Origin of the sequence: Kitasatospora sp. NPDC048296, assembly GCF_043201815.1 — a bacterium.
Taxonomy (GTDB): Bacteria; Actinomycetota; Actinomycetes; order Streptomycetales; family Streptomycetaceae; genus Kitasatospora.
Genome location: NZ_JBICZB010000006.1, coordinates 113650 through 138094 on the forward strand (window position 1 = coordinate 113650; position 24445 = coordinate 138094).

Sequence of the window (24445 nt, forward strand, 5' to 3'; positions counted from 1 at the left end):
ATGCGTGAGTGGGACGGATTCCTGGCGGCGGACGACTACGGCGTGACGGAGAGCAGTGCCTCGCTCGGCCACTCCGAGACCGAGGCCGTCGCGGTCTCGGTCGAGGCCGAGGTGAACGAGGTGTACGTGGCGGAGGCCGTCGAGGTGGTGGCGGTCTCGGAGGTCAGCTTCGAGAGCTACCTCTCCGTGGCGGAGACCTGCAGCGCCGCGGGATCGTACGAGTCCGAGGCCTCCCTCGGCCATACCGCGCACGGCGGCGACCACGCCTCCGACGACAGCGGCCTCTCGCACGCCCACGACTACGGCCACGACTACGGCCACGACGGCGACGCGGCGTTCGACGGCCCGGATCTGTTCTGACCACTCCCCGGACACCCGGCGTCCGGCGTCGGGTGGGCTGATCCTCCCTGCCTGCCGCCACTGGAAGGGCTGTGCCCTCGATGCCCTTGATCACCCTGGACGCCGAACGCCGGATCGCGGCTCCGCCGGACCAGATCCACAACGCCGTGGTGGCGGTGCTCCACCGGGCCCACGCAGTCGGCCGACGCCTCGTCGACGGGGCGCCTCGATGATCCCCGGCCGTCCCCCGGGCGGGGCGAGGGCCAACGGCCTGGCGGGCTGGGCGGGCACCACCTACGTCCGGTTCGTCTCGGACGCGGGCCAGGCGGTGCTCGACATGCCCGCGGTCGGCGCGATGCTGGCGATCGCCGCGCTGATCGGCTCCGAGCGGGTGCCCGCGGGCCAGGCGCCCTCGCTGCCGGACACGCTCCGGGCGAAGGTGTTCGACCTCGCCGCGCTGATCGAGACCAGGCTCTCCCGGGGCGCCTACGAGGTCGAGACCGTCGAGGTCCCGACCGAGCACAAGCTCACCTTCCAGTTCCTGCACCAGCAGGCGGCGATCCGCTCCCAGCTGCCGGTGCGCACGCTCTGCGTCTGCCGGGACTGCAAGCACGCCAAGGTCGTCAACCTGGACCTGAAGCGGCTGCAGACGAGGAACCGCCGCATCAAGATGCTGGTGGCCGTGCTCGGTGTGACCGCCGGGCGCAACGACCCCAATCCCTTCCAGGTCTTCAGCACAGTGTTCCGCCAGGCCAAGCTGGAGCCCGACTTCATCTGCGCGCGCTGCGAGAGCACCGAGGCGTACGAGCGCCCGGTGACCTTCTGCCCCGGGTGCGGCGACCAGCGCGAAGAGGCCGTGCTCACCACCTGCGGCAAGTGCCGGCACGACTTCCGGGCTCTGGTGCGCGGTGCGCGCATCTGGGACGACACGCCGCCGGCGCCGCCGATGCCTCCGCTACCGCCCCCGCCCGCGGCACCCCCGATGCCTCCGTCCCCACCCGCGGCCCCGGTGCCGCCCCCACCTGCGCCGCCGCCCGCGCCCCCGGTGCCTCCGCCCTCACCTGCGCCGCCGCCCGCGCCCCCGGTGCCTCCGCCCCCGCCCGCGGAGCCGCCCGCCACCGGGTTCGGACCTCCGCCCGCCGACTACCCGGCGCCAGCCGTACCCGCGCCCGCGCCCGTGCCCCAGCCGGTGCCGCCGCTGTCCCGGCCGTGGTCCTCCGCGCCGCCGGTCAACCCGTACGCGCAGCCTGCCGACGTGGCGCCCGCCGACGCGCAGCCTGCCGACGCGCAGCCCGCCGACGCGGCGCCCGCCAGCGCAGCGCGCAGACGATACTGCACGATCTGTGGCCAGCCGAACGAGGTGCTGTGGAGCGTGCAGGTCCTGCGCGACGGGGCCTCGCAGCAGTTGACCGTCTGCGCCACCACCCCGGCCTGCTCCCCGCCGTCCGCCACCGGAGCCGTCCGGGTCTGAGCGGCTGCCTCAGGCGGTCGCGGGCGGTCCCGGACGGAAAAAATCACCAGCCGCGCCGCCGGTACCTGCGGCACGATGAGCCGCATGCCCGAGGAGACCGAGGACGAAGACCGCTACGCACCGCCGAAGACCCTCCTCGGCCTCCTCCAACGCGGTCGGGGAGCGGGTGCCATCCGAGCGGCCCGGAAGCCCGCCGAAGCGGCCGACCTGGTCTACGCCTGCGTCCGCCGCGACTGGAGCTGGGACAGCCTCGTCGACGAGCGCTCGCTCTACCTCGCCCGGCTGCTCCGTGACCTGGAGCTGCCGCTCGACCCGGTGGTCGAGGTGCTGAGCACCGGCGACGAGTACGACCACGACCGGGCCGCCGAGATCCTGCGCCTACTGGCACGCGGCGGATCCGAGGAGGCCCAGGAGGCCGTGCGGCTGCACGTCCGCGAGCCGGAACCCTGGTCGGACGTCCGAAAGACGCCGCAAGAGCCCAACCCCCTGGCCGAGTTGGAGACCCCGAAGCTGCTCGCCCTGCTGGCCGACCCGGACGCCCCGGAGGACGACAGGACCGAGGCCCTGCGGGTCCTGCGCCGCCGCGACCCCGACCCCGGCCTCGTCCCGCTCGTCCCCTCCCTCACCACGGCGGACGGCGAGCGCCCGCTGGTCCTGCTGATCGGCAACATCGGCAAGCTCGGTGCTCTCGCCATGCCCGCCGCCCGCGAGTGGGCCGCCTCCGGCACCCGCTGGCTGGCGTGGCAGGGCCTGACTGTCCTGGCCGAGCACGGCGAAGCCCAGGACGTCCCCGCCCTCCTCGCCGAGCTGAAGCAGGACTGGGCGGACGGCGTCTGGTGCGGCCCGGAGCGGATGGCCCGCGGCCTCGCCCGCTTCGGCGCGCAGGCCGCCGAAGCCGTCCCGATCCTGACCCGCTACTGGCTGCGCACCCCGCACTCGTTCGAGCGCCCCGCCTACCTCGAAGCCCTGGCCGCGATCGACCCGACCGGCCCGGACATGCTCGGCCTCGACCTGGCACACACCGAATCGCTCTGGGACTGCCAGGAGGACGCCCGCCTCCTCGGGATCGAGCGGGCCCCCGACCGCCCCCACGTCCGGGAGCGCCTGGCCGAGCTCCGGGACGACCCGATGGAGGAGCCCGAGGTCAGGAACGCCGCCGCCAGGCGACTCGCCGGGCCGACCTGACGGCCCTCCTCCCGGGCGGGGGAACGGGGCGCGGCGGGCTAGAGTAGACGCGTGAACGTGTGAGTGATGGTCCGGACCCCGCGAGGCGGTTCGGACCACATCCATTTCCAGGGGTAACACCTGTGACCTGCACGTTCGCCGGCCCACCAGACCAGCACCAGAGCCTCCGGAGGCCCCGCCTTGAGCGACCAGCCGTTCGCGCATCTGCACGTCCACACCGAGTACTCGATGCTGGACGGTGCCGCCCGGCTGAAGCAGATGTTCAAGGAGGTCGAGCGGCTGGGCCAGACCCACGTCGCGATGACCGACCACGGCAACATGTACGGCGCCGCCGAGTTCCACCGGCAGGCCACCGACGCGGGGATCGTTCCCGTCATCGGCATCGAGGCGTACGTCGCCCCGGAGTCCCGCTCGAACACCAAGCGCATCCTGTGGGGCCAGCCGCACCAGAAGCGGGACGACGTCTCCGCGTCCGGCGCGTACACCCACAAGACCATCTGGGCCCGGAACAAGGAGGGCCTGCACAACCTCTTCAAGCTGACCTCGCGCTCCTACGCCGAGGGCTGGCTGGTGAAGTGGCCCCGGATGGACAAGGAGCTGATCTCCGAGCTGTCCGGCGGCCTGATGGCGACCACCGGCTGCCCGTCCGGCGAGGTGCAGACCCGCCTGCGGCTCGGCCAGTTCGACGAGGCCGTCAAGTCCGCCGCCGACTACCAGGACATCTTCGGCAAGGAGAACTACTTCCTGGAGCTGATGGACCACGGCCTCGACATCGAGAAGCGGGTCCGCGACGGGCTGCTGGAGATCAGCAAGAAGCTGAACATCCCCCCGGTCGTCACCAACGACTCGCACTACACCACCGAGGCCGACGCCGGCGCCCACGACCTGCTCCTCTGCGTCCAGACCGGCAAGAACCTCTCCGACCCGGACCGCTTCCGCTTCGACGGCACCGGCTACTACATCAAGTCCGCCGCCGAGATGTACGCGCTGGACTCCTCGGACGCCTGGCAGGAGGGCTGCCGCAACAGCCAGCTGCTGGTCGCCTCCCGGGTCGACACCGAGGGCATGTTCAAGTTCAAGAACCTGATGCCCCGCTTCCCGATCCCGGAGGGCTTCGAGTCCGAGGCGGACTTCTTCAAGTCCAAGGTCTGGGAGGGCATGGACTGGCGCTTCCCGGGCGGGTACGACGAGGAGCACAAGAAGCTCGCCGAGTACGAGATGGACACCATCATCCAGATGGGGTTCCCGGCGTACTTCCTCGTGGTCGCCGACTTCATCATGTGGGCCAAGAGCCAGGGCATCGCGGTGGGCCCCGGCCGTGGTTCGGCGGCCGGTTCGCTGGTCGCGTACGCGATGGGCATCACCGACCTCGACCCCATCCCGCACGGCCTGATCTTCGAGCGCTTCCTCAACCCCGAGCGCATCTCCATGCCCGATGTCGACATCGACTTCGACGAGCGCCGGCGCGGTGACGTGATCCGCTACGTGACGGAGAAGTGGGGATCCGACAAGGTCGCCATGATCGTCACGTACGGCACCATCAAGGCGAAGGCCGCCATCAAGGACTCCTCCCGAGTCCTCGGCTACCCGTACGCGATGGGCGACCGGATCACCAAGGCGATGCCGCCGGACGTCATGGGCAAGGGCATCCCGCTGTCCGGCATCACCGACAACTCCCACCCGCGCTACGGCGAGGCGGGCGAGATCCGCGGGCTGTACGAGACCGACCCGGACGTGAAGAAGGTCATCGACACCGCGCGCGGCATCGAGGGCCTGATCCGCCAGCCCGGCGTGCACGCGGCCGGCGTCATCATGTCCGCCGAGCCGCTGACCGACCACATCCCGGTGTGGACCCGGCACACCGACGGCGTCACCATCACGCAGTTCGACTACCCGACCTGTGAGGGCCTCGGCCTTCTCAAGATGGACTTCCTCGGCCTGCGCAACCTGACGATCATGGACGACGCCGTCAAGGCGATCGAGAAGAACAAGGGCGAGAAGATCGAGCTGCTCAAGCTGCCGCTCGACGACAAGCCGACCTACGAACTCCTCGCCCGCGGCGACACGCTCGGCGTCTTCCAGCTCGACGGCGGGCCGATGCGCTCGCTGCTGCGCCTGATGAAGCCCGACAACTTCGAAGACATTTCGGCCGTGCTGGCGCTGTACCGCCCCGGCCCGATGGGCGTCAACTCCCACACCAACTACGCGCTGCGCAAGAACGGGCAGCAGGAGATCACCCCGATCCACCCGGAGCTGGAGAAGCCCCTGGAGGAGGTGCTCCGGCCGACGTACGGCCTGATCGTCTACCAGGAGCAGGTCCAGAAGGCCGCACAGATCCTCGCCGGCTACTCGCTCGGCCAGGCCGACCTGCTGCGCCGGGCCATGGGCAAGAAGAAGAAGGAGATCCTGGAGGCGGAGTTCGTCCCCTTCCAGAAGGGCTGCCGCGAGCGCGGCTACTCCGACGCGGCCATCCAGGCGGTGTGGGACGTCCTCGTCCCCTTCTCCGGCTACGCGTTCAACAAAGCGCACACCGCCGGGTACGGGCTGGTCTCGTACTGGACGGCCTACCTCAAGGCCAACTACCCGGCCGAGTACATGTCCGGCCTGCTCACCTCCGTCAAGGACGACAAGGACAAGTCGGCGGTCTACCTCAACGAGTGCCGCAAGATGGGCATCAACGTCCTGCCGCCGGACGTCAACGAGTCGGACTCGGACTTCACCCCGCACGGTGACGACACCGTCCGCTTCGGCCTCACCGCCATCCGCAACGTCGGTGGGCCGGTGGTCGACTCGATGATCCGGACCAGGAAGACCAAGGGGAAGTTCAGCTCCTTCCCCGACTTCCTGGACAAGGTGGAGTCGGTGGTCTGCAACAAGCGGACCGTCGAATCGCTGATCAAGGCGGGTGCCTTCGACTCGCTCGGGCACACCCGCAAGGGCCTGAGCGCCCAGTTCGAGCCGATGATCGACAACGTGGTCGGCGTGAAGCGCAAGGAGGCCGAGGGACAGTTCGACCTCTTCGGCGGCGACACGGCCTCGGACGAGCCGAGCTTCGGGCTGGACGTCGTGTTCTCCGAGGAGGAGTGGGAGAAGTCCTTCCTGCTCACCCAGGAGCGGGAGATGCTCGGCCTGTACGTCTCCTCGCACCCGCTGCACGGCATCGAGCACGTGCTCGCCGACAAGGCGGACTGCGCGGTCGCGGACCTCGCGGAGCGGCCGGACGGGACGATCATCACCATCGGCGGCATCATCTCGGGCCTCCAGCGGAAGATGACCAAGCAGGGCAACGCCTGGGCGATCGCCACCGTCGAGGACCTGGCGGGCTCGATCGACTGCATGTTCTTCCCGGCGAGCTACCAGCTGGTCTCCTCCCAACTGGTCGAGGACGCCGTGGTGTTCGTCCGCGGCAAGCTGGACAAGCGGGAGGACGTGCCGCGGCTGATGGGCATGGAGCTCTCCGTCCCCGACCTGTCGAACGCCCACGCAGAGGCGCCGATCACCATCAACATCCCGAGCGGGAAGGTCACCCCGCCGTTGGTGGCCCGGCTCGGCGAGGTGCTCGGCAGCCACCGGGGCACCACCGAGGTGCGGGTGCGGCTGGAGAGCCGCAACAAGACGACGGTGCTGCGGCTGGACCGACACCGGGTGAAGTCGGACCCGGCGCTGTTCGGCGACCTGAAGCAGCTGCTCGGGCCGAGCTGCCTGGTGGTCTAGCTGCATGTAGGGTCCGCGAGTTGACGTGCAACGAGGAGCCCGGAAGGCGTACACGCCTTCCGGGCTCCTCGGGGTCGGGCGGTCGTCTACCGCGGGAGGGGCAGCGGGAGGACGGTGCGGTGCGGTGAGGTGCGGGGCGGGGCGGGGTGGGGCCGGGGCCTAGAGCCATCGGCCGAAGATCAGCCGAGGGCTTACCGATACTTTCGAATGGGCGCAAGAACCACCGAGAGGTGATCTCGGATCGAGGGTTTCGTCAGTGCCGCTCACCGGGATTTTGCCGGGTCCTTGCGGATGAGCTCTTCAGCAGCGCAGGTCTGGTCATCGTCCAGGGTGAGGCAGATGTTGAAACCTCGGTCCTCACGCTGGACCGCGGCTTCGAGGTCGCACCGGCTGGTCGGTTCGCCGGTGTTCGCCGACACTCTGAACGAATTGCCTTCGGTCGCCGAGTCCGAGGCTTTGAAGCTGTGAGACGAGCCGTTCTGCACCCAGAACCGCCACCTACCGCCTGTCATACTCGTAGAGCACTTGTAGTCGGGCACTGCATGGTTGATCCCACTGGCTGTCAAGCTGTGATCGGCCGACAGGTGCACTTTGGCGCCGGCCGCATTGGCCCAGTCCCCGACCAGATCGACCTGTTTGATCACGGCCGTGTCGCCGCCGGCGTCGGCGCACGATGCGCACGCGAGAACCAGGCACCCGAGAATCGCTGCCACCCGCCCGAAAGACCTGTTGAGTCGGTAAGTCGGGCGGCGCACCCTGTCGCGTGGCCGCAGTGACGACTGCCCGCCGCAGCCAGGTTCGGCCGGGTCCTTGCGCGCTGAATCCATGTCCCACCCCATCGGTTGAGAGGGTCGCCGCACGTAGTCCGCAGCGACCGTCCAGTGCCAGTTCGGACCCTGCAGCGCCGCTTGCGGGATCTGTCCTCGCGGGTCGGGGTCATGCTCACTGACCCGGAAGCCACCAGCGCGACGCTGGAGGAACTGACGCGCGGTGGGTAAGTCGTTGTCGAGTGGGAAACCGGCCGCCGGCGGCGCCCCGTTGGGGAACGAGCCGCCCGGCGGCTGGCGTCGGCACCACTCACTGGGCTTGCGCAGGGTCCTTGCGGAGAAGCTGTTCAGCGGTGCAAGTCTCGTCAGGGTCATGGACGAGACAGATGTTGAAGCCCCGGTCATCATGCTGGACCTTGGCTACCAGGTCGCACTTACTGGGCGAGTCTCCGGTGTTCGCTGTCACGGAGAATGCCTTGCCTTCGGTTGCCGAGTCCGAAGTCGTGAGGCTGTGCGGGCCGTCCTGCACCCAGAACTGCCACTCGCCGGCCGTCATGCTCGTAGAGCACTTGTAGCCGGGCACCGCATGGTTGATCCCACTTGCTGTCAAGCTGTGGTCGGCCGACACGTGCACTTTGGCGCCAGCTGTATTGCTCCAGTCTCCAACCAGCTCGGCCTGCTTGATCACGGTTCTGTCGCCGCCGGCGTTGGCGCACGAGGTGACCGCGAGAGTCAGGCATCCGAGAACTGTTGCCACCCGCCCGAGGGACCTGGTGAGCCTGCGGGCCGGGTGGCGTGCCCTGTCGCCTGGCCGCGGTGCCGGCTTCCCCCCACGGCTGGCTTCGGCCGGGCCTTTGTGCGTTAAATCCATGCCCCACCCCGTCGTTCGAGAGTGTCGCTGCATGCGCCCGACAGGCTGTAGGCCGCAGCGACCACCCAGTGCGAGTTCGGAGCCAGCCTGCCACATCTCCTGAACGCGTTCAATTAATCGGCCCGGCGCTCGTAGCTGATGCGGATGTGCTTGAAGTGATGGAGCAAGGCGAAGGTCCTTTCAGTCATCAGCGGGTGTGGCCGAGGCCTGGGTCGCGGGCGACGCCGCGGCGGGCGATGAGCGGTCCGATGCCTTGCTCCACAGCAGGCGGCGGGCTTGTCGTGGTCGTATCCCTGGACCCGCCGACCAGGGGGACGTCCGGCGGCGCGCCTTGGTGGTCGACGGCCACATGGTGATTCGACCGGGACGGCCGCAGTCAACCGGCGGATATGTCTCCGCCGACGGACGGGCCTCGGCTGCCGAGGAGGCTCGACGGCCGAGGTCCGTCCTGTCGGGAGGGGATCAGTCTCCGGTCGGGGAGAGGATGGTCCGGTATCCCCACTCGAAGTGGCCGGTTATCGGCTTTCCGGGATTCCATCCGAGGCCACTGGGAGTCGGGATGGTCGGGTACCAGTCAGGGGGGAGGACCTTGGTCGCCGAGTTCCAGTTCCAGTCGTTGTCCACCCTGAGGTGCATGTTCACGATGCGGTATCCGTTCCGCGCCGACTCGACGCTGTCAATCGTGCCATGCACGACGAACGATCCGAGGACGGCCTTGGCCTCAGGGGAGCCGACGTGCCCGTTGGTCAGCGTGCCGAGAACGTCGGAGCCGATTCCGACCATGTGTCCGACGAAGTTGTCGACCGGCCCCACGTCCTCGTACGGGGTCGTGAGATCCTTGCCGATCGCCTTGTCTCCCTCCTTCTTGTATTTCGTGAGTAGCTTCGACGTGAGGTCGTGGACCTCGTCCGTCTTGGTGAGGTCCATCAGCAGCGGGTCGCCCGCGCCGAAGTTCACCACGTCGGGGTTGTCCCAGGCGTTGAGCAGCCACGCACGGAGGATGTCGTGAGAGCTGTCGTTGTTGTGGGGGTAGTTCGTCACGCTGTAGACCCCGCACCCGACCTCCGCGCAGACCTGAACGGTTTCGGCGAGCGAGTTGGATATGTCGCAGACCTTCTTACCCGCCGGGCAGGGGTCGTCCGTCTGCTCGGGCTCGGGCCACCACTTCTTGAGGGAAGGGATGCCGATGCCCGAGTTCCGTGCCGGAGGCCGGTAGGACGGGCGCGATTTGCGGATGGTGTCGGTCCAGACGCCGTGGTTCGAGGTCCAGGTCTCCTGGACGTTCCGGCCATCCGGGGTCTGGCAGGGGCCGAAGCCGCCACAAGTGCCTTCTGGGTGCAGGCCGCTGGGGTCGGCGAGGTTGACGGGGTTGTTGTCGCTGTAGGCGTAGCCGTTCCACTGCTGGGGATCGGCCTGGTCGAGGATCGGGTCGGGGCTGACGAAACGGCCGGTGGTCGGGTCGTACTCGCGGGCGCCGAGGTTGGTGAGGCCGGTGGTGTCGTCCTTGCTGCCGCCGATGAAGCCCTTGGTGCCGGCCCATTGGCCTGCCGCGGGCTGGGTGCCTCGCGGGTTCCCGAACGGGTCGGTGGGTCGGCGGGTGACGGTCATCGCCGGGTCGGTGCCGATCTGGACACCGTTGGTACCGTGCGGGTCGGCCGCCTGGATCAGGACGGTGCCGCCGCCGATGGGCGCGGTGACGCGGGTGTAGGTCAGGCCGCCGGGGGCGGCGAGGGAGCGGACGTTGCTCGTGGTGCCGCTGGCCGTGTCGAGGGTGAGTTCGTCGGTGGGCAGGTTGAGCGTGGTCTTGCCGGGGTTGCGGCGGATGAGCTGGTTGCCGTCGGCGTCGTAGAGGTAGCGGGTGGGTCCGGCCTGGCCGGTCTTGGTGAGGGAGTCGAGCTTGTCCTCGCCGTTCCAGGTCAGGGTGGTGGTGCCGCCGGTGTCGGTGATGGCGGTGGTGTTGCCCTTGGCGTCGTACTGGTAGCTGACGGCCTTGGTGCCGGCCGGGCCGGTGGTGGTGGAGGTGAGCAGGGCGTGGGGTCCGCCGGTGCCGCCGTCGGCGGTGGTGGTGGGGGTGTTGGTGGTCTTGGCGGCTCCGAAGGTCTGGGTGGTGGTGGTGTCGTTGAGGCTGTTGCCGGTGATGTCGTGCTGGACGAGGCCGGTCCGGTTTCCGGTGGCGTCGTAGCTGTAGGTGTTCCAGTAGGGGGCTGGGCCGCCGATGGTGCGTCCGCCGGGGCTGACCGTCGCCGGGCCGGTGGCGTTGTTGCAGGTGCCGACGCCGGGGACGGTGGTGGAGCTGCCGGTGCCGTGCGTGGTGCCGGAGGAGTCGGTCCAGTCGGCGGTGGTCTGCGTGCCGCCGGTGTCCGTCCACGCGCCGGTGAGGCGGCTCAGGTAGTCGTAGGTGAAGCACTGGGTGTCGGTCGCCGCCGCGTCCTGGATGTCCGTCGCTGAGGTGAGCTGGCCGGCCTGGGTGTAGGTGTAGCTGGTCTGGTCGGCGGAGACGGTGCCGCTCTGCCGGTCGACGAAGTTGTTGATGAGCCGTCCGGTCGCCCAGTCGTACTGCTGGGTGGCGACGACCTGGGTGCCGTACGGGCCGACGGTCGTGCGGACCGGGCGGGCCAAGGCGTCGTAGGCGACCTGGGCGACGACGGCCTTGTTGAGGCTGGCGGCCGAGGTCAGGAGGCCCGTGATGGTGTGGCCGTAGCTGACCGATTCGGCCGGCAGGCCGCCGGAGGCCGGGATGTCCGTCCCCTTGAGGACGCCGAGCACCCCGCTGTAGGTGAAGCCCGTGGTGTAGGTGCCGGCGAGCGCTCCCTCCGCGGACGGGATGGTGATGGAGCTGCCCTGCGGGCGGTAGGCGGTGTCGTAGCCGGTGACGGCCTTGGTGTAGGCGGCGCCGTTCGCCCCGTCCACGTACCGGGTGGACGAGGTGGGCTGGCCCTTGGCGAGCGTGTCGTACGTCCAGGAGGCCAGTTGGTTGGCGGGCGTGACGCTGCCGCTGTAGCTGCCGGTCCTGCGATTGAGCAGGTCGTATGTGTAGGCGATGGTGCTGTTTCCGGCATCGACGGTGTGGTCGATGCGCCCCTGGGCGTCGTAGAACGTCTTGGTGGTGCCGGTGTCCGGGTCGGACATCGAGGTCTGGCGGCCGCGCAGGTCGTAGCCGTAGGTCCAGGTGTTGCCGCTGCTGTCGGTCCGGGACGCGGTCAGGCCACCGGGGGTGAATGCGTAGCCGGTGACGTCCGCGTCGGCCGGGTTGCCGGTCGGGCTGGGCGTCCTGTACCGCCAGGTGGCGGTGGTGCGGCCGCGGGCGTCGGTGACGGTCGAGGTCGCGGTGCCGCCGTTGGGCGGGGTGGTGTCGACGCGGTCGGCGCCGGGGTAGGCGGTGGTGCTGGCCCACTGGAGGTTGCCGTTGGAGCGGAACTCCGCGCGAACGACGCGCCCGTTGCCGTCGTAGGTGTTCCAGGTCTGGCCGGGGACCTGCCCGTCGGCCGTCGGGACGAAGATCGCCTCGGTGGGGAAGGAGGTCTGCTCGTAGTACGGGGCGGAGGTTTTGATCACCCAGCCGTGCGTGTCGTACACGGTGTCGGTGATCAGCCGCCCGGTGGGCTTGGCTGCGCTGGTGCTCTGGATCTGGCGGGGGCGGCCGAGGCCGTCGTAGATCGCGATGCTTGCCGAGAAGGTGGAGGCGTCGTCGTTGAGCGACTCGGTCTTCACGGTGGACGGCGCCTTGGCGCCGTACAGGCCGTAGGTGTACCGCTTGCTCGGCAGGTCGGTGGTGGGCCGGTCGGGCGCCCAGACCGCGGTGATGCGGCCGAGCGGGTCGTACTGGGCGGTGGTGACGCGGCCGTTGACGTCGGTGCTGGTCAGCGGCGAGCCACGGGCCGGGTCGTGGGTGGAGACGCTGGTCCAGCCGGAGCCCAGCGGGCCGGTGGTGCGGACCTCGGTCGGCAGCTGGCCCGAGGCCGGGTTCAGCGTGGTGGTGGTGACGGCGGGCGTGACCGAAGGGGTGCTCAGCTGGGAGCCGCCCCGGTCGTAGGTCGAGCCGTCGGTGGTCGCGGTGGTGAGCGAGCGCCCGTAGGCGTCGAAGGTGCCGCTGCCGGTCTGGGCGTAGACGGGGTTGCCGGAGGCGTCGAACTGGTCGAGGGCCTGGGAGCTGGTCGGGTCACCGGTGGTGCCGGCCTGCTTGGACGGCCTGCCGTCGTAGAGCGTCCGGGTGGCCGAGAGGGTGTTGGCTGCGGTGGCGGTTCCGCCGCAGGAGCCCTGGAAGACGGTCTTCTCGGCTGCCAGGCTCAACAGCATGGGATTGTCGCTGGTCGCGTAGGTGATGGTGGTGCAGGTCTCGGGGGTGGCGGCGGTGCCGTCGCCCTGGTCGTCGACCTTGATGACGCGGTTGCCGTTGGCCGGCTCGGTGGTCGTCACCGTCGTGGTCGTGCGCCAACTGTTGTCCGCGAGCTTGGACTTGGCGATCGCCGTGGTCTGCGAGTCCGGCGGCCAGGCGAAGATCTTCGGCGCGCCCGCGCTCTGGACGTGGGTCGCGGAACTCTGCTGCCCGTTGTAGGTGGCGCCGGATATCGCGGTGACGTTGCCGCCGGCCTGGTCGAAGGTCTCGGTGGCCACGACCCGGCCGGCCAGCTGGGCGCTGTCGGGAACCGTGCCACCGAGGGGGTTCGCCACGTCCGGGACGGTGCGCAGGGTGGTGCCGTCGGCGAGGTGGTCGCCGACCATGCCGCGCAGGTAGGTGGTCCGTGTCTGGGTCTTGGGGGCCTCGCCCTGGTTGGCGCTGCCGGTGGTGGTGGTCACCGTCTGGTAGCCGCGGAACTGGTCCCAGGTGCGGACCTTGGGGTCGACGAACTCGGCGTCGTTGCGGTGCCAGGCGGCGCCGCCGCCGTACGTGTACTCGGTGTTGCGGGCGACGGCCGGGGTGCTGACCAGGTCCTGTTCGATGACGGTCTTGACCAGTGGCTTGTCGAACCAGTCGCTGACCGGGTCCTTGGCGGACTGGCCGGGCAGGTACCAGTGGACGGGGATGCAGGCCATGGAGTTGGTGTCCTCGGAGGCCGGCATGTGATTGTTGGCCCGGGAGCACTCGGGGTCGGTGTAGACGACGTCGATGCGCTCGCCGGTCTCGGTGGTGATGCTCTGGATGCGCGGGCGCATGAACTGCGGCGAGGCCGGGACGAGGCCGTCGACGCGGTTGGCGCGCATCTTGTACTGGAACTGCACCGCGGGCAGGTCCGAAATCGGCGACTGGCCGTTGCTCGGCACCCGCTGGACCGAGTCGAGCTGGAGCAGGTGCTTGGTGCTGTCGCCCGGGTCGGCGAGCTCCTGGGTGAGGTTGTAGGTGTCGACGGTACGCGGCGCGCCGTTGACCTGGATCTGGGTGCTGATCGAGGTCAGGCGCTTGGTGGTGAAGAACGTCGGCGCGCCGTTGACGCAGCTGTTGTCGGTGCAGATCTGGTCGATCGGCGTGTCCGGCCAGGCGTCCGCGTTGGCGGTGGTGCGCTGGTCCTCCGAGCAGGTGATCGTGCCGCTCGCCAGGCAGCGCTCGGCGGTGTTGAAGACGACCTTCGCGGCCGGGGTGCCGGCGCCCTTGGCCGCCAGCTGGTCACTCAGCCGCTGGCCGTAGTCGATCTCCTGGAGGTAGCCGGCCCGCTGGTAGTCGGTGAGGGTGCCGGCGCTGCCGCCCTGGATCCGGCCGCGCTGGTACTTGTTGCCCTCGGTGGCGTACTTGTAGGTGGTCAGGTTGTTGTGCGGGTCGACCACGTAGTCGAGCTGCCAGCGCCACGCCATCTGGCACCAGGAGCCGTTGCCCTTGCCGGCGTCGTAGCACGAGTCCCCGCTGTTGGGCGAGTACACCGGCACGGTCAGCACGGAGTTGGCGGCCGGGTCGGTGCCGTCGCCACCCGGAAGGTGGTTGGCGCCGAAGTAGTACTGGACGCCGTCCGGCGTGGTGATCCGCCAGTACTCGCGGCCGTTGTAGTCGACGTCACCGCTCCCCTTGGGCGAGCCGGTCAACTGCTCGACCTTCGTGCCGTCGTCATTGGCGAGGTGCCAGACGCCGGTGGCGTCGTCGCGCACGATCGGGCCGGAGTGGCCGCCGAAGGCGAGGGTGGCGTTCTGGCCGCCCCAGCACTGGTCGCCGGAGCCGGTGATCCCGTCCTTGTCGCAGCTGCGGTAGCTGCGCTCGATGAAGCCGGGCTCGTAGCCCCAACCGTCACCGACCCATGAGGGCTGGGCGTTGGAGGCGGAGGTCTTGCCGTCCACGTCCGCCGAGTTGTAGCTCAGCGCGACGGACGGAGCCGCACCACCGAGTGCCGGCGGCACCTGGATCGGGTAGTTGTAGCTGAAGCTGCCCGCGTTGGAGCCGCCGGCCCAGGCCGCCGAGGGGGACAGCGAGGTCGCGGTGTAGTTGCCCAGCGGACCGGACGGCGAGGGGGTCGTAGCCAGGACCACCGAGCCGCCGCCAGAGCTGTCGGAGACCGACGCCGGGGTCGCGGTGGTGGTGAACGACGCCTTCACGGCGCCGTTGCCGTCCTGCGCCTGCGTCTGGTTCTGCGCTCCGGCGGCCCGCTTCGCCGGCAGGGTCACCTGCGCGGTGATCGTGCCGGAGCCGTCGCTGGTGGCAGCGACCGGGGTCTGGGTGCGGCACTCGGGCTTGTCCGGCGTGGTCAGCGCACAGGCGGGCAGTGCGACCAGCCCTGCGCGCTCCGACCAACCGCCGGCCTGCAGCGCCTTCAGGTCCAGGGTGACGCGGGCCCCGCGGCCGGGGCCGCCGGGGGGCTGCGCCTCCGCGTCGGTCAGCGCGACCAGCGGCCCGCCGACGCCTGCGGCCTTACCCTTGCCCGGGTCCGTCACCTGAACGGTCACGGAGTGCGCCGCCTCGGTCTGCGCGTTCCCTGGCGCGACCCGAACCGCCAGATTCCCGGCCTTCGTGCCGGTCTGGCCGTCGGAGGCAGGCGCCGCGCCGCCAGTCGTCTTGCGCGCCGCCTCCGCCCCCGCACCGTCGACGCCGACGACGACCGTAGCCGTGCCGGCGACCACCGGTGGTGCCGTCTCCGGCTTCCAAGCGGCGGGCTTCGGAGCCGACTTGGCGCCCGGGGGCTGGGCGTCATGCCCCTGGACAGGCGTGGCCGCCGCCCCCAGCGGGGTGTTCGGGGGGGTCCAGACCTCCCCCTCCGGGGCGGGGAACGTCCACGCCGCCGCCGGAGGCGCCGCCAACCCGGACACCGCCAGTGCGAGGACGACCGTGTACAGCACCGGCCGCGATCGTCTCCCGCCCGAACCCCCTCCGCCTCCCGCTCCCGAAGTCCGATTCCGAGCACGCCAAACCCCCACGGCTGATCCTCCCCGCGAAGAGACATGAAAGTGACTGAACATCAGATAGGCGCAGGTGCGCCGATGTTGAGGCAGACGATAGGCAGGTTCGGAACTTGTTCGACAGGAGGTTTCGAGGCCGGCCGTCGCTCTTTGCAAAGACTTGACCGGTCGCGCGGGAACCATTCCGGACATGTCCCGGTAAGGCGGCTGCCGGTTTGACCAATTCCCTGTGGGGGCCGCATCGTTCCCCTCCGAACGTCGTGTCGACCGCGGCACGGCGATAGGGAGGGAAGAGTCAACTGACATGTCCCATAAGCCAATTGCGTCTCAATCAGCGAAACCGTCACGATCGGTGCGATCGGTACGCAAACGAGTGATCCGGCTAACTTCGTTAGGCGTCACCGGCGCACTCGGCCTCGCGCTGCTGTCCGCGCCCGCCGCGGTCGCGGCGGATTCACCGTCAAGCTCGTCACACGGCCCCACGTTCCCGTTGCCGCCGCTCACCCCGTCCAAGCCCGCCCCGAAGCTCACGGAGCAGCAGCAGGCGATGGTGGACGCGATCACCAAGGCGAAGTCGTCGGGCAAGCCGGTCGTCGTCGACGCGATGACCGACGCGGCCTCGAAGACCGTCGCCAACCCGAACGGGACCCTGAGCACCACCGACAACGCCCAGCCGGTACGCACCAAGCGCGACGGTAAGTGGGCCGACCTCGACCCGACCCTGAAGGCCGGCCCGAACGGCACGGTCACCCCCGCGGTGGTCGGCACCGACGTGTCGTTCTCCGGCGGTGGCACCGGCCCGATGGCCACCGTCACCACCGAGGACGGCAAGAAGCTGGCCGTCAGTGCCCCGTTCGCGCTGCCGAAGCCGACGCTCAACGGCGCCACCGCCACGTACACGGACGTGCTGCCCGGCGTGGACCTGCAGCTGACCGCGCTGACGGTCGGCGGCTGGCGCGACGTGATCGTCGTGCGGACGCCCGAGGCGGCGGCCAACCCGGCGCTGAAGACCCTGCGCTTCCCCGTCGCGGCGAACGGGCTCACCGTCGCCGCCGATGACAAGGGCGCCATCAGCGTCAAGGACGACAAGGGCGGGAAGGTGCGCTTCCAGGCTCCCGCGCCGATGCAGTGGGACTCCTCGAAGCCCGCCGCCACCACCCCGCCCAAGGCGGGCAAGGCGGTCGCCGCTCCGGCCGCCGAGGACGCCGGCACGCAGGGTGCGCCGTCGACGGCCGAGGCGCCGGGGGACGGCGCGAAGGTCGCTCCGATCGGCACCAAAGCCACCAGCGAGGCCATCGAGCTGACCCCGGACCCGGCGGCCCTCGGCTCCGGCACCGGCCCGTGGTACCTGGACCCGACCCTGATCGCCGTCACCAACGCCGTCCAGAGCTCGGTCGAGGTCCAGGAGAACCACAAGGACGCGAAGAACTTCAACCTCAAGTCCAACCTGGCGACCGGCTACTGCGGTTACCACAGCTCGGACCCGAGCCAGGACTGCGGTAGCGAGGGCCGCCAGCGCGCCTACTTCCAGTTCACCATCAACCCGGCGATCTACACCGTCCCGGGCGGCGCGGAGGTCCCGCCCACGCTCTACACCTCCACTCTCAACGCCCAGGTCACCGGCGCCTCCAGCCCGGGCACCGCGACCAACCTCGGCGTCTACTCGGCCCCGAGCCCGATCGACGGCAACACCAACTGGAACGCGCAGCCGTGCGGCCTCGACGGCGCCCAGGTCATGAGCGGGTGCGGCTACGTCGGCGGGCAGCCGATCACCGGCACCGGGCCGATGTCCGTCGACGTCACCGGCATGATCAACCAGGCGGCCGCCGGCCACTGGCCCTGGTGGACCCTCGGCATCGCGCCCAGTGACAGTGAGTCGAACAAGCTCTTCCGCCACTACATCGGCAGCAACCCGAGCATCACCACCAACTACGACATCACGCCCACGATCTGGTACCCGCGCACCAGCCCCGCCCCCGGCTTCGCCGACACCGGGGCCACGGCCGAGTGCAACAGCGGTGGCGCCCACCCCTGGGACAACCCGGGCTGGGTCGGCAGCAACCAGAACATCTACCTGACCGCCAACAGCTACTCCCCGGCCGGCCAGCCGCTCCGCACCGACTACGTCATGTGGGACGACCAGGACCCCAACTTCCACCTCGAACAGGGCGGTTGGGGTGGCTCGTACAACAACCCGGCTCCGTCGACCTCGGTCGGCTCACTGACCGACGGCCACCAGTACGGCTGGCTGGCCCGCTCGACCGACAACCTGCTCACCTCGCCCAACAGCGCCTGGTGCTACTTCCGGGTCGACAAGACCCCGCCGCGCGTCAGCATCAGCTCCACCGACTTCCCGCCGTCCGGCACCCCGAACCCGACCCCGGCCAAGTACGCCGGCGACTCGGCGACGTTCACCATCAACGCCGACGACCCGGCCCCCGGCCCGAACCTGTACGCCTCCGGCGTCGCCTGCATCCGCGTCACCACCGACCCGACGCCGGTCGTCGGCTGGGGCTGCAACCGCTCCGACACCGTCAAGCCCGGCCAGCCGTACACCTATACGCCGCGCCAGTGGGGCACCAACACCCTGTACGCGTGGGCGATGGACGTCGCGGGCAACTACAGCCAGGCCGCGTTCTACAACTTCTACGCGCCCTGGAAGCCCGGCACCCAGCCGGTGTTCGGGGACGTGAACAACGACCAGAAGCCCGACATCGTCGTCACCGACAAGACCGGTGACCTGCGGGTCATCGGCGACGCCGACCCGTCGACCTCGCTGGCCGCCCCGGCCGCGGCCGCGCCCGGCGCCCGTGACTACGGCACCACCTGGGCCGACTTCCAGATCAGCCACCACGGCACCTTCGCCGTCGGCCAGGCCGTGGACGAGATCGTCGCGCACTTCAACAACCCGGCCAAGGCCGCCGACAAGTCCGCGATCCTGAAGAACTCGATGTACCTGATCCCGAACGACGGTGCGGGACGCCTGGACACCCTCACGCCCATCGCGCTCACCCGTCCGTCCTCCTGCAAGACGTACGGCAGCGGCGCGGCCTGTGCCGGCTACAACGCCACCGACTGGAGCGGCGTCTCCCAGGTGATCGCCTTCGGCACCCCCGAGGGCGAGGCCACCGCAGCCAAGCCCGGCGGCACCGCGGGCCAGCAGATCATCTCCACCCAGACCACCCTGCTGACCCTGGAGAACAACAACCTCTACCTCTACACGCCGGACGGCCTGGCGGACAACGTCAACAGCGCGACGCTGATCCCCACCGCCTCCGGCAGCTGGACCGACCTGGAGCTGCTCAACCCCGGTGCCGCCAACGGCGCCACCGCCAGCACCGACAAGACCAACCCGGGCCAGGTCAACCAGGCCACCCTGTGGGCCCGCAACCGCACCACCGGTGACGTCTTCGCCTACCCGCTCGGCTGGAAGGCGGACGGCACCGTCGACTACACCGCGCTCACCAAGCCCGACGCGGGCATCAAGCTCAACACCGGCGTCGCGCTGACCGCGGCCGACTACCCGCGCATCGGCGCCGGGGACATCAACGCGGACGGCTACCCCGACCTCTGGACGGTCGACAACAACAACGCCATGACCGTCTACCCCGGCCAGAGCAGCACCGCCACCTCGGGCAAGGTCGACGGCTTCGGCGCCGCCAGCATGATCGGCTACGCCGACGCCAGCACCTCGCTCCACCCCAACCTGGCCTCCTGGCAGTGCATGGACGCCATCAACGGCCCCCGCGAGGGAGCCCAACTGGGCATCTACGGCTGCTGGAACACCCCCAGCCAGCGCTACAACCTCGGCACCGACGGCACCATCCGGGTCGGCGCCTACTGCGTCTCCGCCGCCGGCGGGGCCACGGACGACGGCACCCTCGTCCAGCTCGCCCGCTGCGAGGGCAAGCCCACCCAGAAGTGGACCACCCGCCCGGACGGCCGCATCGTCAACCAGGCCACCATCACCAACGGCGACCCCAACACCGGCCGCTGCATCGAACTGAACAACTGGCACACCGAACAGGGCACCTGGCTCGACATCTGGGACTGCCCCAACCTCCAGGACAACGTCCGCTGGACCCTCCAGCCCGAACGCACACCGTGACTCCGGTGGCCTGACCGGCAGTTGAGTCGCGGACCCCGTGAGAAGGGGTCGGGGCCCGGGGCGCCGCGCGGCGACCCGGGCCCCGACGTATTCAGGACCCGCTGCCCAGCCCCGGTGGCACCGCCGTGTGCAGCGCCGAGACGAAGGCCGAGATGGCCGGGTGGGAGCCCGCGCCCGCGCGGAACGCGGCCCGGGTGCGGCGGTACATCGGCAAGCGGGTGAGGACGACCCCCGGTGGCTGCTGGGCCGTGCCCAGGTGGGGGACCAGGGCGACGCCCTGGCCGGCGGCCACGAGTGCCAGCACCGTGGTGAAGTCGTCGATCTGGTGCCGGATCCGGGGCGCGAAGCCCGCCGCCTCGCAGGCGCGGACGGCCATGGTGTGGCACAGCGTGCCGGGCGGGGACATGATCCAGGGCGCGCCGCGCTGCTCGGCGACCGTGGCCGGGGTACGGGCGGCCAGGTACATCGGCTCGGTGAAGACCGGGCGGGTGACCGCGAGGCCCGGCTCCGGGTCGGTCGGGACGAGGTCGTACTCGTGGACCAGCGCGACGTCCAGCTCGCCCGCGCGCAGGGCCGCGCCGACGGCCGCCGGGTCGACCTCGGTGACCATCGGCTCCAGCCCCGGGTGCCAGGAGGCCAGCTCGGCGAGCACCGCGGGGATGATCGCGCGGGCCGCGGAGGGGTAGGTGCCGATCCGCAGCGGGCCGGCCAGTCCCCGCTTGGCGTGGGCGAGTTCGGCGCCCGCCTGCTCCAGCAGGGCGAGGACGGACTCGGCGTGGCGGACCAGGTTGCGGCCGGCCGGGGTGAGGGTGACCCGCCGCCCGGTGCGCTCCAGCAGCGGGACGCCCGCCTCCTTCTCCAGGACGGACAGCTGCTGGGACACCGCCGAAGGGCTGAAGGACAGCGCCTCGGCGACGGCGGCGATGGTGCCGAGGTGGGCGAGTTCGCGAAGCAGGCGCAGGCGTCGGACATCGAGCATCGGCTCAGCTTACGAGAAGCGTCAGAAATGTGAACTGGACCTGCGCTATCCGCGGCCGCAGGATCGTCGGTATGGAACTCAAGGGCATCTACGTCCCCCTGATCACCCCCTTCGCCGCCGACGGTTCGGTCGCCCTCGACGCGCTGGAGAAGCTCGCGTACGAGGTCCTGGACGCCGGGGCGGCCGGGCTGGTCGCGCTCGGCACCACCGGCGAGCCCGCCGCGCTGACCGCCGAGGAGCGGGACGCGGTGGTGGACGTCGCCGCGGCCGCCTGCGCGGCGCGCGGGGCGCAGCTGATCGTCGGCGCCTCCGGCGGCGACACCCGGGCCGTCGGCGAGGCGCTGGCCGCGCTCGCCGCGCGGGTGCCGCGGGCGGCGGCGCTGGTGACCACGCCGTCCTTCGTCCGGGCGGGCGAGGCCGGGACGGTCGCGCACTTCCGGGCGCTGGCCGCGAGCAGCCCGCTGCCGCTGGTCGTCTACCACATCCCGTACCGCACCGGGCAGCAGCTCTCCACCGCCGCGCTGCGCGAACTGGCCGCGATCGAGGGCGTCGTGGGCGTCAAGTACGCGACCGGCGGGCTGGACCAGGCGGCCGCCGAGCTGCTCGCCGACGCCCCCGAGGGCTTCGCGTTCCTCACCGGGGAGGACGCCTTCCTGGCGCCGATGCTGGCGATCGGCGCGGCCGGCGGCATCCTCGCCTCCGCGCACCTGGCGACCGCCCGCTTCGTCGAGCTGCACGAGGCCTGGCGGGCCGGGGACGTGGAGCGGGCCCGGGCGCTCGGGCACCGGCTGACCGCTCTGGCGCTGTCCGCGTTCACCGCGCCCAACCCGACGGTGACCAAGGGCGTGCTGCACGCCCAGGGCCGGATCCCGACCCCGGACGTCCGGCTGCCGCTGCTGCCGGCGGGCGGGGCGGAGGTCGCGGCCGCGCTTGAGCTGACGAGTGGTCTGGACCAGTAGCGGCCTGTCCGGGTCCCCTCTCACACCGTGGAACAGCAGGTCGTACGACGCCCGTGACAAGGCATGATGGGCAGAGTGCGGCTGTAGACAGCACCATTCAGAGGAGTAGTCGGAATGAAGATCGGCATTGTCGGGGCCACCGGCCAGGTCGGCGGCGTGGTCCGCGAGATCCTGGCGGAGCGCAACTTTCCGGTGGAGCAGCTGCGGCTGTTCGCCTCGGCGCGCTCGGCCGGGCGCACGCTGCCCTGGCAGGGCACCGAGATCACCGTCGAGGACGCGGCCACGGCCGACTACACCGGCCTGGACATCGTGATCTTCTCGGCCGGCGGCTCCACCTCCAAGGCCCTGGCCCCCAAGGTGGCCGCGGCCGGTGCCGTCGTCATCGACAACTCCTCCGCCTGGCGCCGCGACCCCGAGGTCCCGCTGGTCGTCTCCGAGGTCAACCCCGAGGCCGTCGCCGACCGCCCCAAGGGCATCATCGCCAACCCGAACTGCACCACCATGGCCGCCATGCCCGTGCTGCGCCCGCTGCACGAGGAGGCCGGGCTCGCCGCCCTCGTCGTCTCCACCTACCAGGCCGTCTCCGGCAGCGGCGTGGCCGGCGTCGCCGAGCTGCAGGACCAGGCCGCCAAGGTCGTGGACGGCGCCGCCGCGCTCGCCCACGACGGCGGCGCCGTCGAGTTCCCCGAGCCCAAGGTCTACCGGCGGCCGATCGCCTTCAACGTGGTGCCGCTGGCCGGCTCCATCGTGGAGGACGGCTCCAACGAGACCGACGAGGAGCAGAAGCTCCGCCACGAGAGCCGCAAGATCCTCGGCATTCCCGCTCTGAAGGTCTCCGGCACCTGCGTGCGCGTACCGGTCTTCTCCGGCCACTCGCTGCAGATCAACGCCCGCTTCGAGCGCCCGATCAGCACCGAGCGCGCCGTCGAGCTGCTCACCGGCGCCCCCGGCGTCGAGCTGTCCGAGATCCCGACCCCGCTCCAGGCGGCCGGCCAGGACCCGAGCTACGTCGGCCGCATCAGGGTGGACGAGACCGTGGAGAACGGCCTGTCGCTGTTCGTCTCCAACGACAACCTGCGCAAGGGCGCCGCGCTCAACGCCGTCCAGCTGGCCGAGCTGGTCGCCGCGGAGCTCAAGGGCTGACACCCGGCCGAGCCCGAAGGCTCGACCGGGACCAACCGTCCGTGACGTTTGGCGGGCCCCGTCGTTGAACGGGGCCCGCCTTCGTGTTTCTTTGCGACTCATTGGGGCGGCTGTTGCGGGACCGGGACATCTGCCGAGGTTCGGGGCGCGAACCAAGGGGAAAAGGTGACCCAACGATCGGGCGGTCACGGGGGCCCCTCACCCCACCACGCGCGGACGACGGGCGGACCGCCCACCCTGACTGACCTTCGAGGGCGAGCGGAAAGAGGTGCGCAGATGGACCGCTGTGTCGTCCTGGTGGACGCCGGATACCTGCTGGGCGCCGCCGCCAGCCTGCTCGCCGGTGACCCGTCCCGCTCGAAGGTCACCGTGAACCACACCGCGCTGATCAGCGCCCTGCGCGAGCGCGCCGAGGACGAGACCGGGCTGCCCCTGCTGCGGATCTACTGGTTCGACGCGGCCCCCGACCGCCGCCCGATGCCCGAGCACCGGCGGCTGCGCGTCCTGCCCCGGGTCACCGTACGGCTGGGCGCCCTCACCCGGGCCGAGGGGCGCTGGGTGCAGAAGGGCGTCGACGCCGCGATGCACGCCGAACTCTCCGAACTCGCCCGCAACCGGGCCTGCGCGGACGTCGTACTGATCACCGGCGACGGGGACCTGCTGCCCGGGATGATGACCGCCAAGGAGCACGGGGTGGCCGTGCACCTGTGGGCGCTGCAGGCCGCCGACGGGGACTTCAACCAGTCCGAGGACCTGGTCGGCGAGGCCGACGAGCGGCGGGTGCTGGACCGCGAGTGGATCGAGGGGTCCTTCTCGCTGCGGGACAGCTCCAGCGTGTTCCCCGCGCCCGGGGCCGGCGGCGCCCGGCAGGAGATCGCCAAGATCCTGGCCGCCCCGCCCGCCTCGCTGCCGACGGTGGTGCCGCCGGGCGCCCGGCCCGCCGCCGGAGCCCCGGAGCCCGAGGCGCCCGCCGCGAACGGGGGGTCGCAGCCCGCCGCGGCACTGCGGGTGGTGCCCACCCCCAAGGACCTCGCCGGACGGGTCTCCGCCGTCACGCCGACCACCCCGGCGGCCAACGGGCACACCAACGGCACCGCCAACGGACACGCCAACGGCACCGCCGCCGGACACGCGGCGGGCGGGCCGGTGCTGCGGTGGTCCTCCGACCGGGGCTGGGTGGACCGGCCCGCACCGGAGCCGTCCGTCACCGCCGGGGACGGCCTGCCGACCCTGGCCCAGCTGACCACCGCCGAGCAGCGCTGGGCCGACCGGGAGGAGGACATCACCTCCATCGGCGGCGACGCCCACGAAGTCGGGCAGGTCTTCGCCCGGCGCTGGAGCGACCGGCTCGGCGACCTCGAACGGCTCACCCTGCTCTGGCCCGACTACCCGCGCATCCCGCACCGGGTCGACGGCGAGCTGCTGCGCTACGCGGCCCGCTTCGGGCTGCTCGCGCACAAGGACGACCAGATCGACGAGCACGACCGCTACGCCATCCGGGCGGGCTTCTGGAAGGAACTCGCGGCCCGGGTGCCCGGCGGCTCCATGGTCGTGGACGACTGAGGCCGGTGCACGACCGGGCCGAACCGGAGGTT

The 24445-nt window shown here is 70.8% G+C and carries 13 protein-coding genes; 9 read left to right on the top strand and 4 right to left on the bottom strand.

From position 1 onward, the window contains the following. From ACGF12_RS06990 to dnaE, 5 genes are all read left to right on the top strand, one after another. Positions 1–360 carry a hypothetical protein gene (locus ACGF12_RS06990; RefSeq protein ID WP_393026624.1) on the top strand — a complete coding sequence of 120 codons (360 nt, stop codon included), beginning with the start codon at positions 1–3 and terminating at the stop codon, positions 358–360. A gap of 80 nt (positions 361–440) precedes the next feature. Beyond that, on the top strand, positions 441–572 hold the full coding sequence (locus ACGF12_RS06995) for a hypothetical protein (RefSeq protein WP_393026627.1): 132 nt from the start codon (positions 441–443) through the stop codon (positions 570–572). Next, positions 569–1810 (top strand): hypothetical protein, encoded by a 1242-nt coding sequence (locus tag ACGF12_RS07000; RefSeq protein ID WP_393026630.1) that lies wholly within the window; start codon positions 569–571, stop codon positions 1808–1810. Before ACGF12_RS06995 ends, ACGF12_RS07000 begins: the two co-directional genes overlap by 4 nt. Positions 1811–1894: 84 nt before the next feature. Then, entirely contained in the window at positions 1895–2995 is a 1101-nt protein-coding gene (locus ACGF12_RS07005) for a hypothetical protein (RefSeq protein ID WP_393026633.1), read from the top strand. A 180-nt stretch (positions 2996–3175) separates the two neighbouring features. Then, on the top strand, positions 3176–6709 hold the full coding sequence (gene dnaE, locus ACGF12_RS07010) for a DNA polymerase III subunit alpha (RefSeq protein WP_393026636.1): 3534 nt from the start codon (positions 3176–3178) through the stop codon (positions 6707–6709). 263 nt (positions 6710–6972) lie between these two features. On the opposite strand, the gene ACGF12_RS07015 is transcribed toward dnaE, so the two are convergent. The 3 genes from ACGF12_RS07015 to ACGF12_RS07025 all read right to left on the bottom strand — a co-directional run bounded on the left by ACGF12_RS07015 (position 6973) and on the right by ACGF12_RS07025 (position 15601). Next, entirely contained in the window at positions 6973–7851 is an 879-nt protein-coding gene (locus ACGF12_RS07015; RefSeq protein ID WP_393026639.1) for a hypothetical protein, read from the bottom strand. Further along, positions 7787–8164 (bottom strand): hypothetical protein, encoded by a 378-nt coding sequence (locus tag ACGF12_RS07020; protein ID WP_393026641.1) that lies wholly within the window; start codon positions 8162–8164, stop codon positions 7787–7789. The genes ACGF12_RS07015 and ACGF12_RS07020 overlap by 65 nt, the downstream gene beginning before the upstream one ends. Before the next feature lie 645 nt (positions 8165–8809). Next, a complete protein-coding gene (locus ACGF12_RS07025; protein ID WP_393026644.1) occupies positions 8810–15601 on the bottom strand; it encodes an RHS repeat-associated core domain-containing protein in 6792 nt (2263 codons plus the stop codon). 550 nt (positions 15602–16151) lie between these two features. Here ACGF12_RS07025 and ACGF12_RS07030 point away from each other — a divergent pair. Next, complete coding sequence (locus ACGF12_RS07030) at positions 16152–19769, top strand: ricin-type beta-trefoil lectin domain protein (protein WP_393026647.1); 3618 nt, start codon at positions 16152–16154, stop codon at positions 19767–19769. Positions 19770–19860: 91 nt separating this feature from the next. Here the strand turns inward: ACGF12_RS07030 and ACGF12_RS07035 are convergent, their stop codons facing one another. Then, positions 19861–20748: a LysR family transcriptional regulator gene (locus ACGF12_RS07035; RefSeq protein WP_387620463.1), complete on the bottom strand. Its 888-nt coding sequence runs from the start codon at positions 20746–20748 to the stop codon at positions 19861–19863. Between the two features lie 71 nt (positions 20749–20819). On the opposite strand from ACGF12_RS07035, the gene ACGF12_RS07040 reads away from it, so the two are divergent. From ACGF12_RS07040 to ACGF12_RS07050, 3 genes are all read left to right on the top strand, one after another. Next, positions 20820–21707, top strand: coding sequence for a dihydrodipicolinate synthase family protein (locus ACGF12_RS07040; protein WP_393026651.1), 888 nt, complete (start codon positions 20820–20822; stop codon positions 21705–21707). Positions 21708–21821: 114 nt separating this feature from the next. Continuing rightward, a complete protein-coding gene (locus ACGF12_RS07045) occupies positions 21822–22850 on the top strand; it encodes an aspartate-semialdehyde dehydrogenase (protein ID WP_393026654.1) in 1029 nt (342 codons plus the stop codon). A gap of 276 nt (positions 22851–23126) precedes the next feature. Further along, positions 23127–24413, top strand: a complete 1287-nt coding sequence (locus tag ACGF12_RS07050) for an NYN domain-containing protein (protein WP_393026657.1) — start codon at positions 23127–23129, stop codon at positions 24411–24413. Positions 24414–24445: the final 32 nt, after the last annotated feature.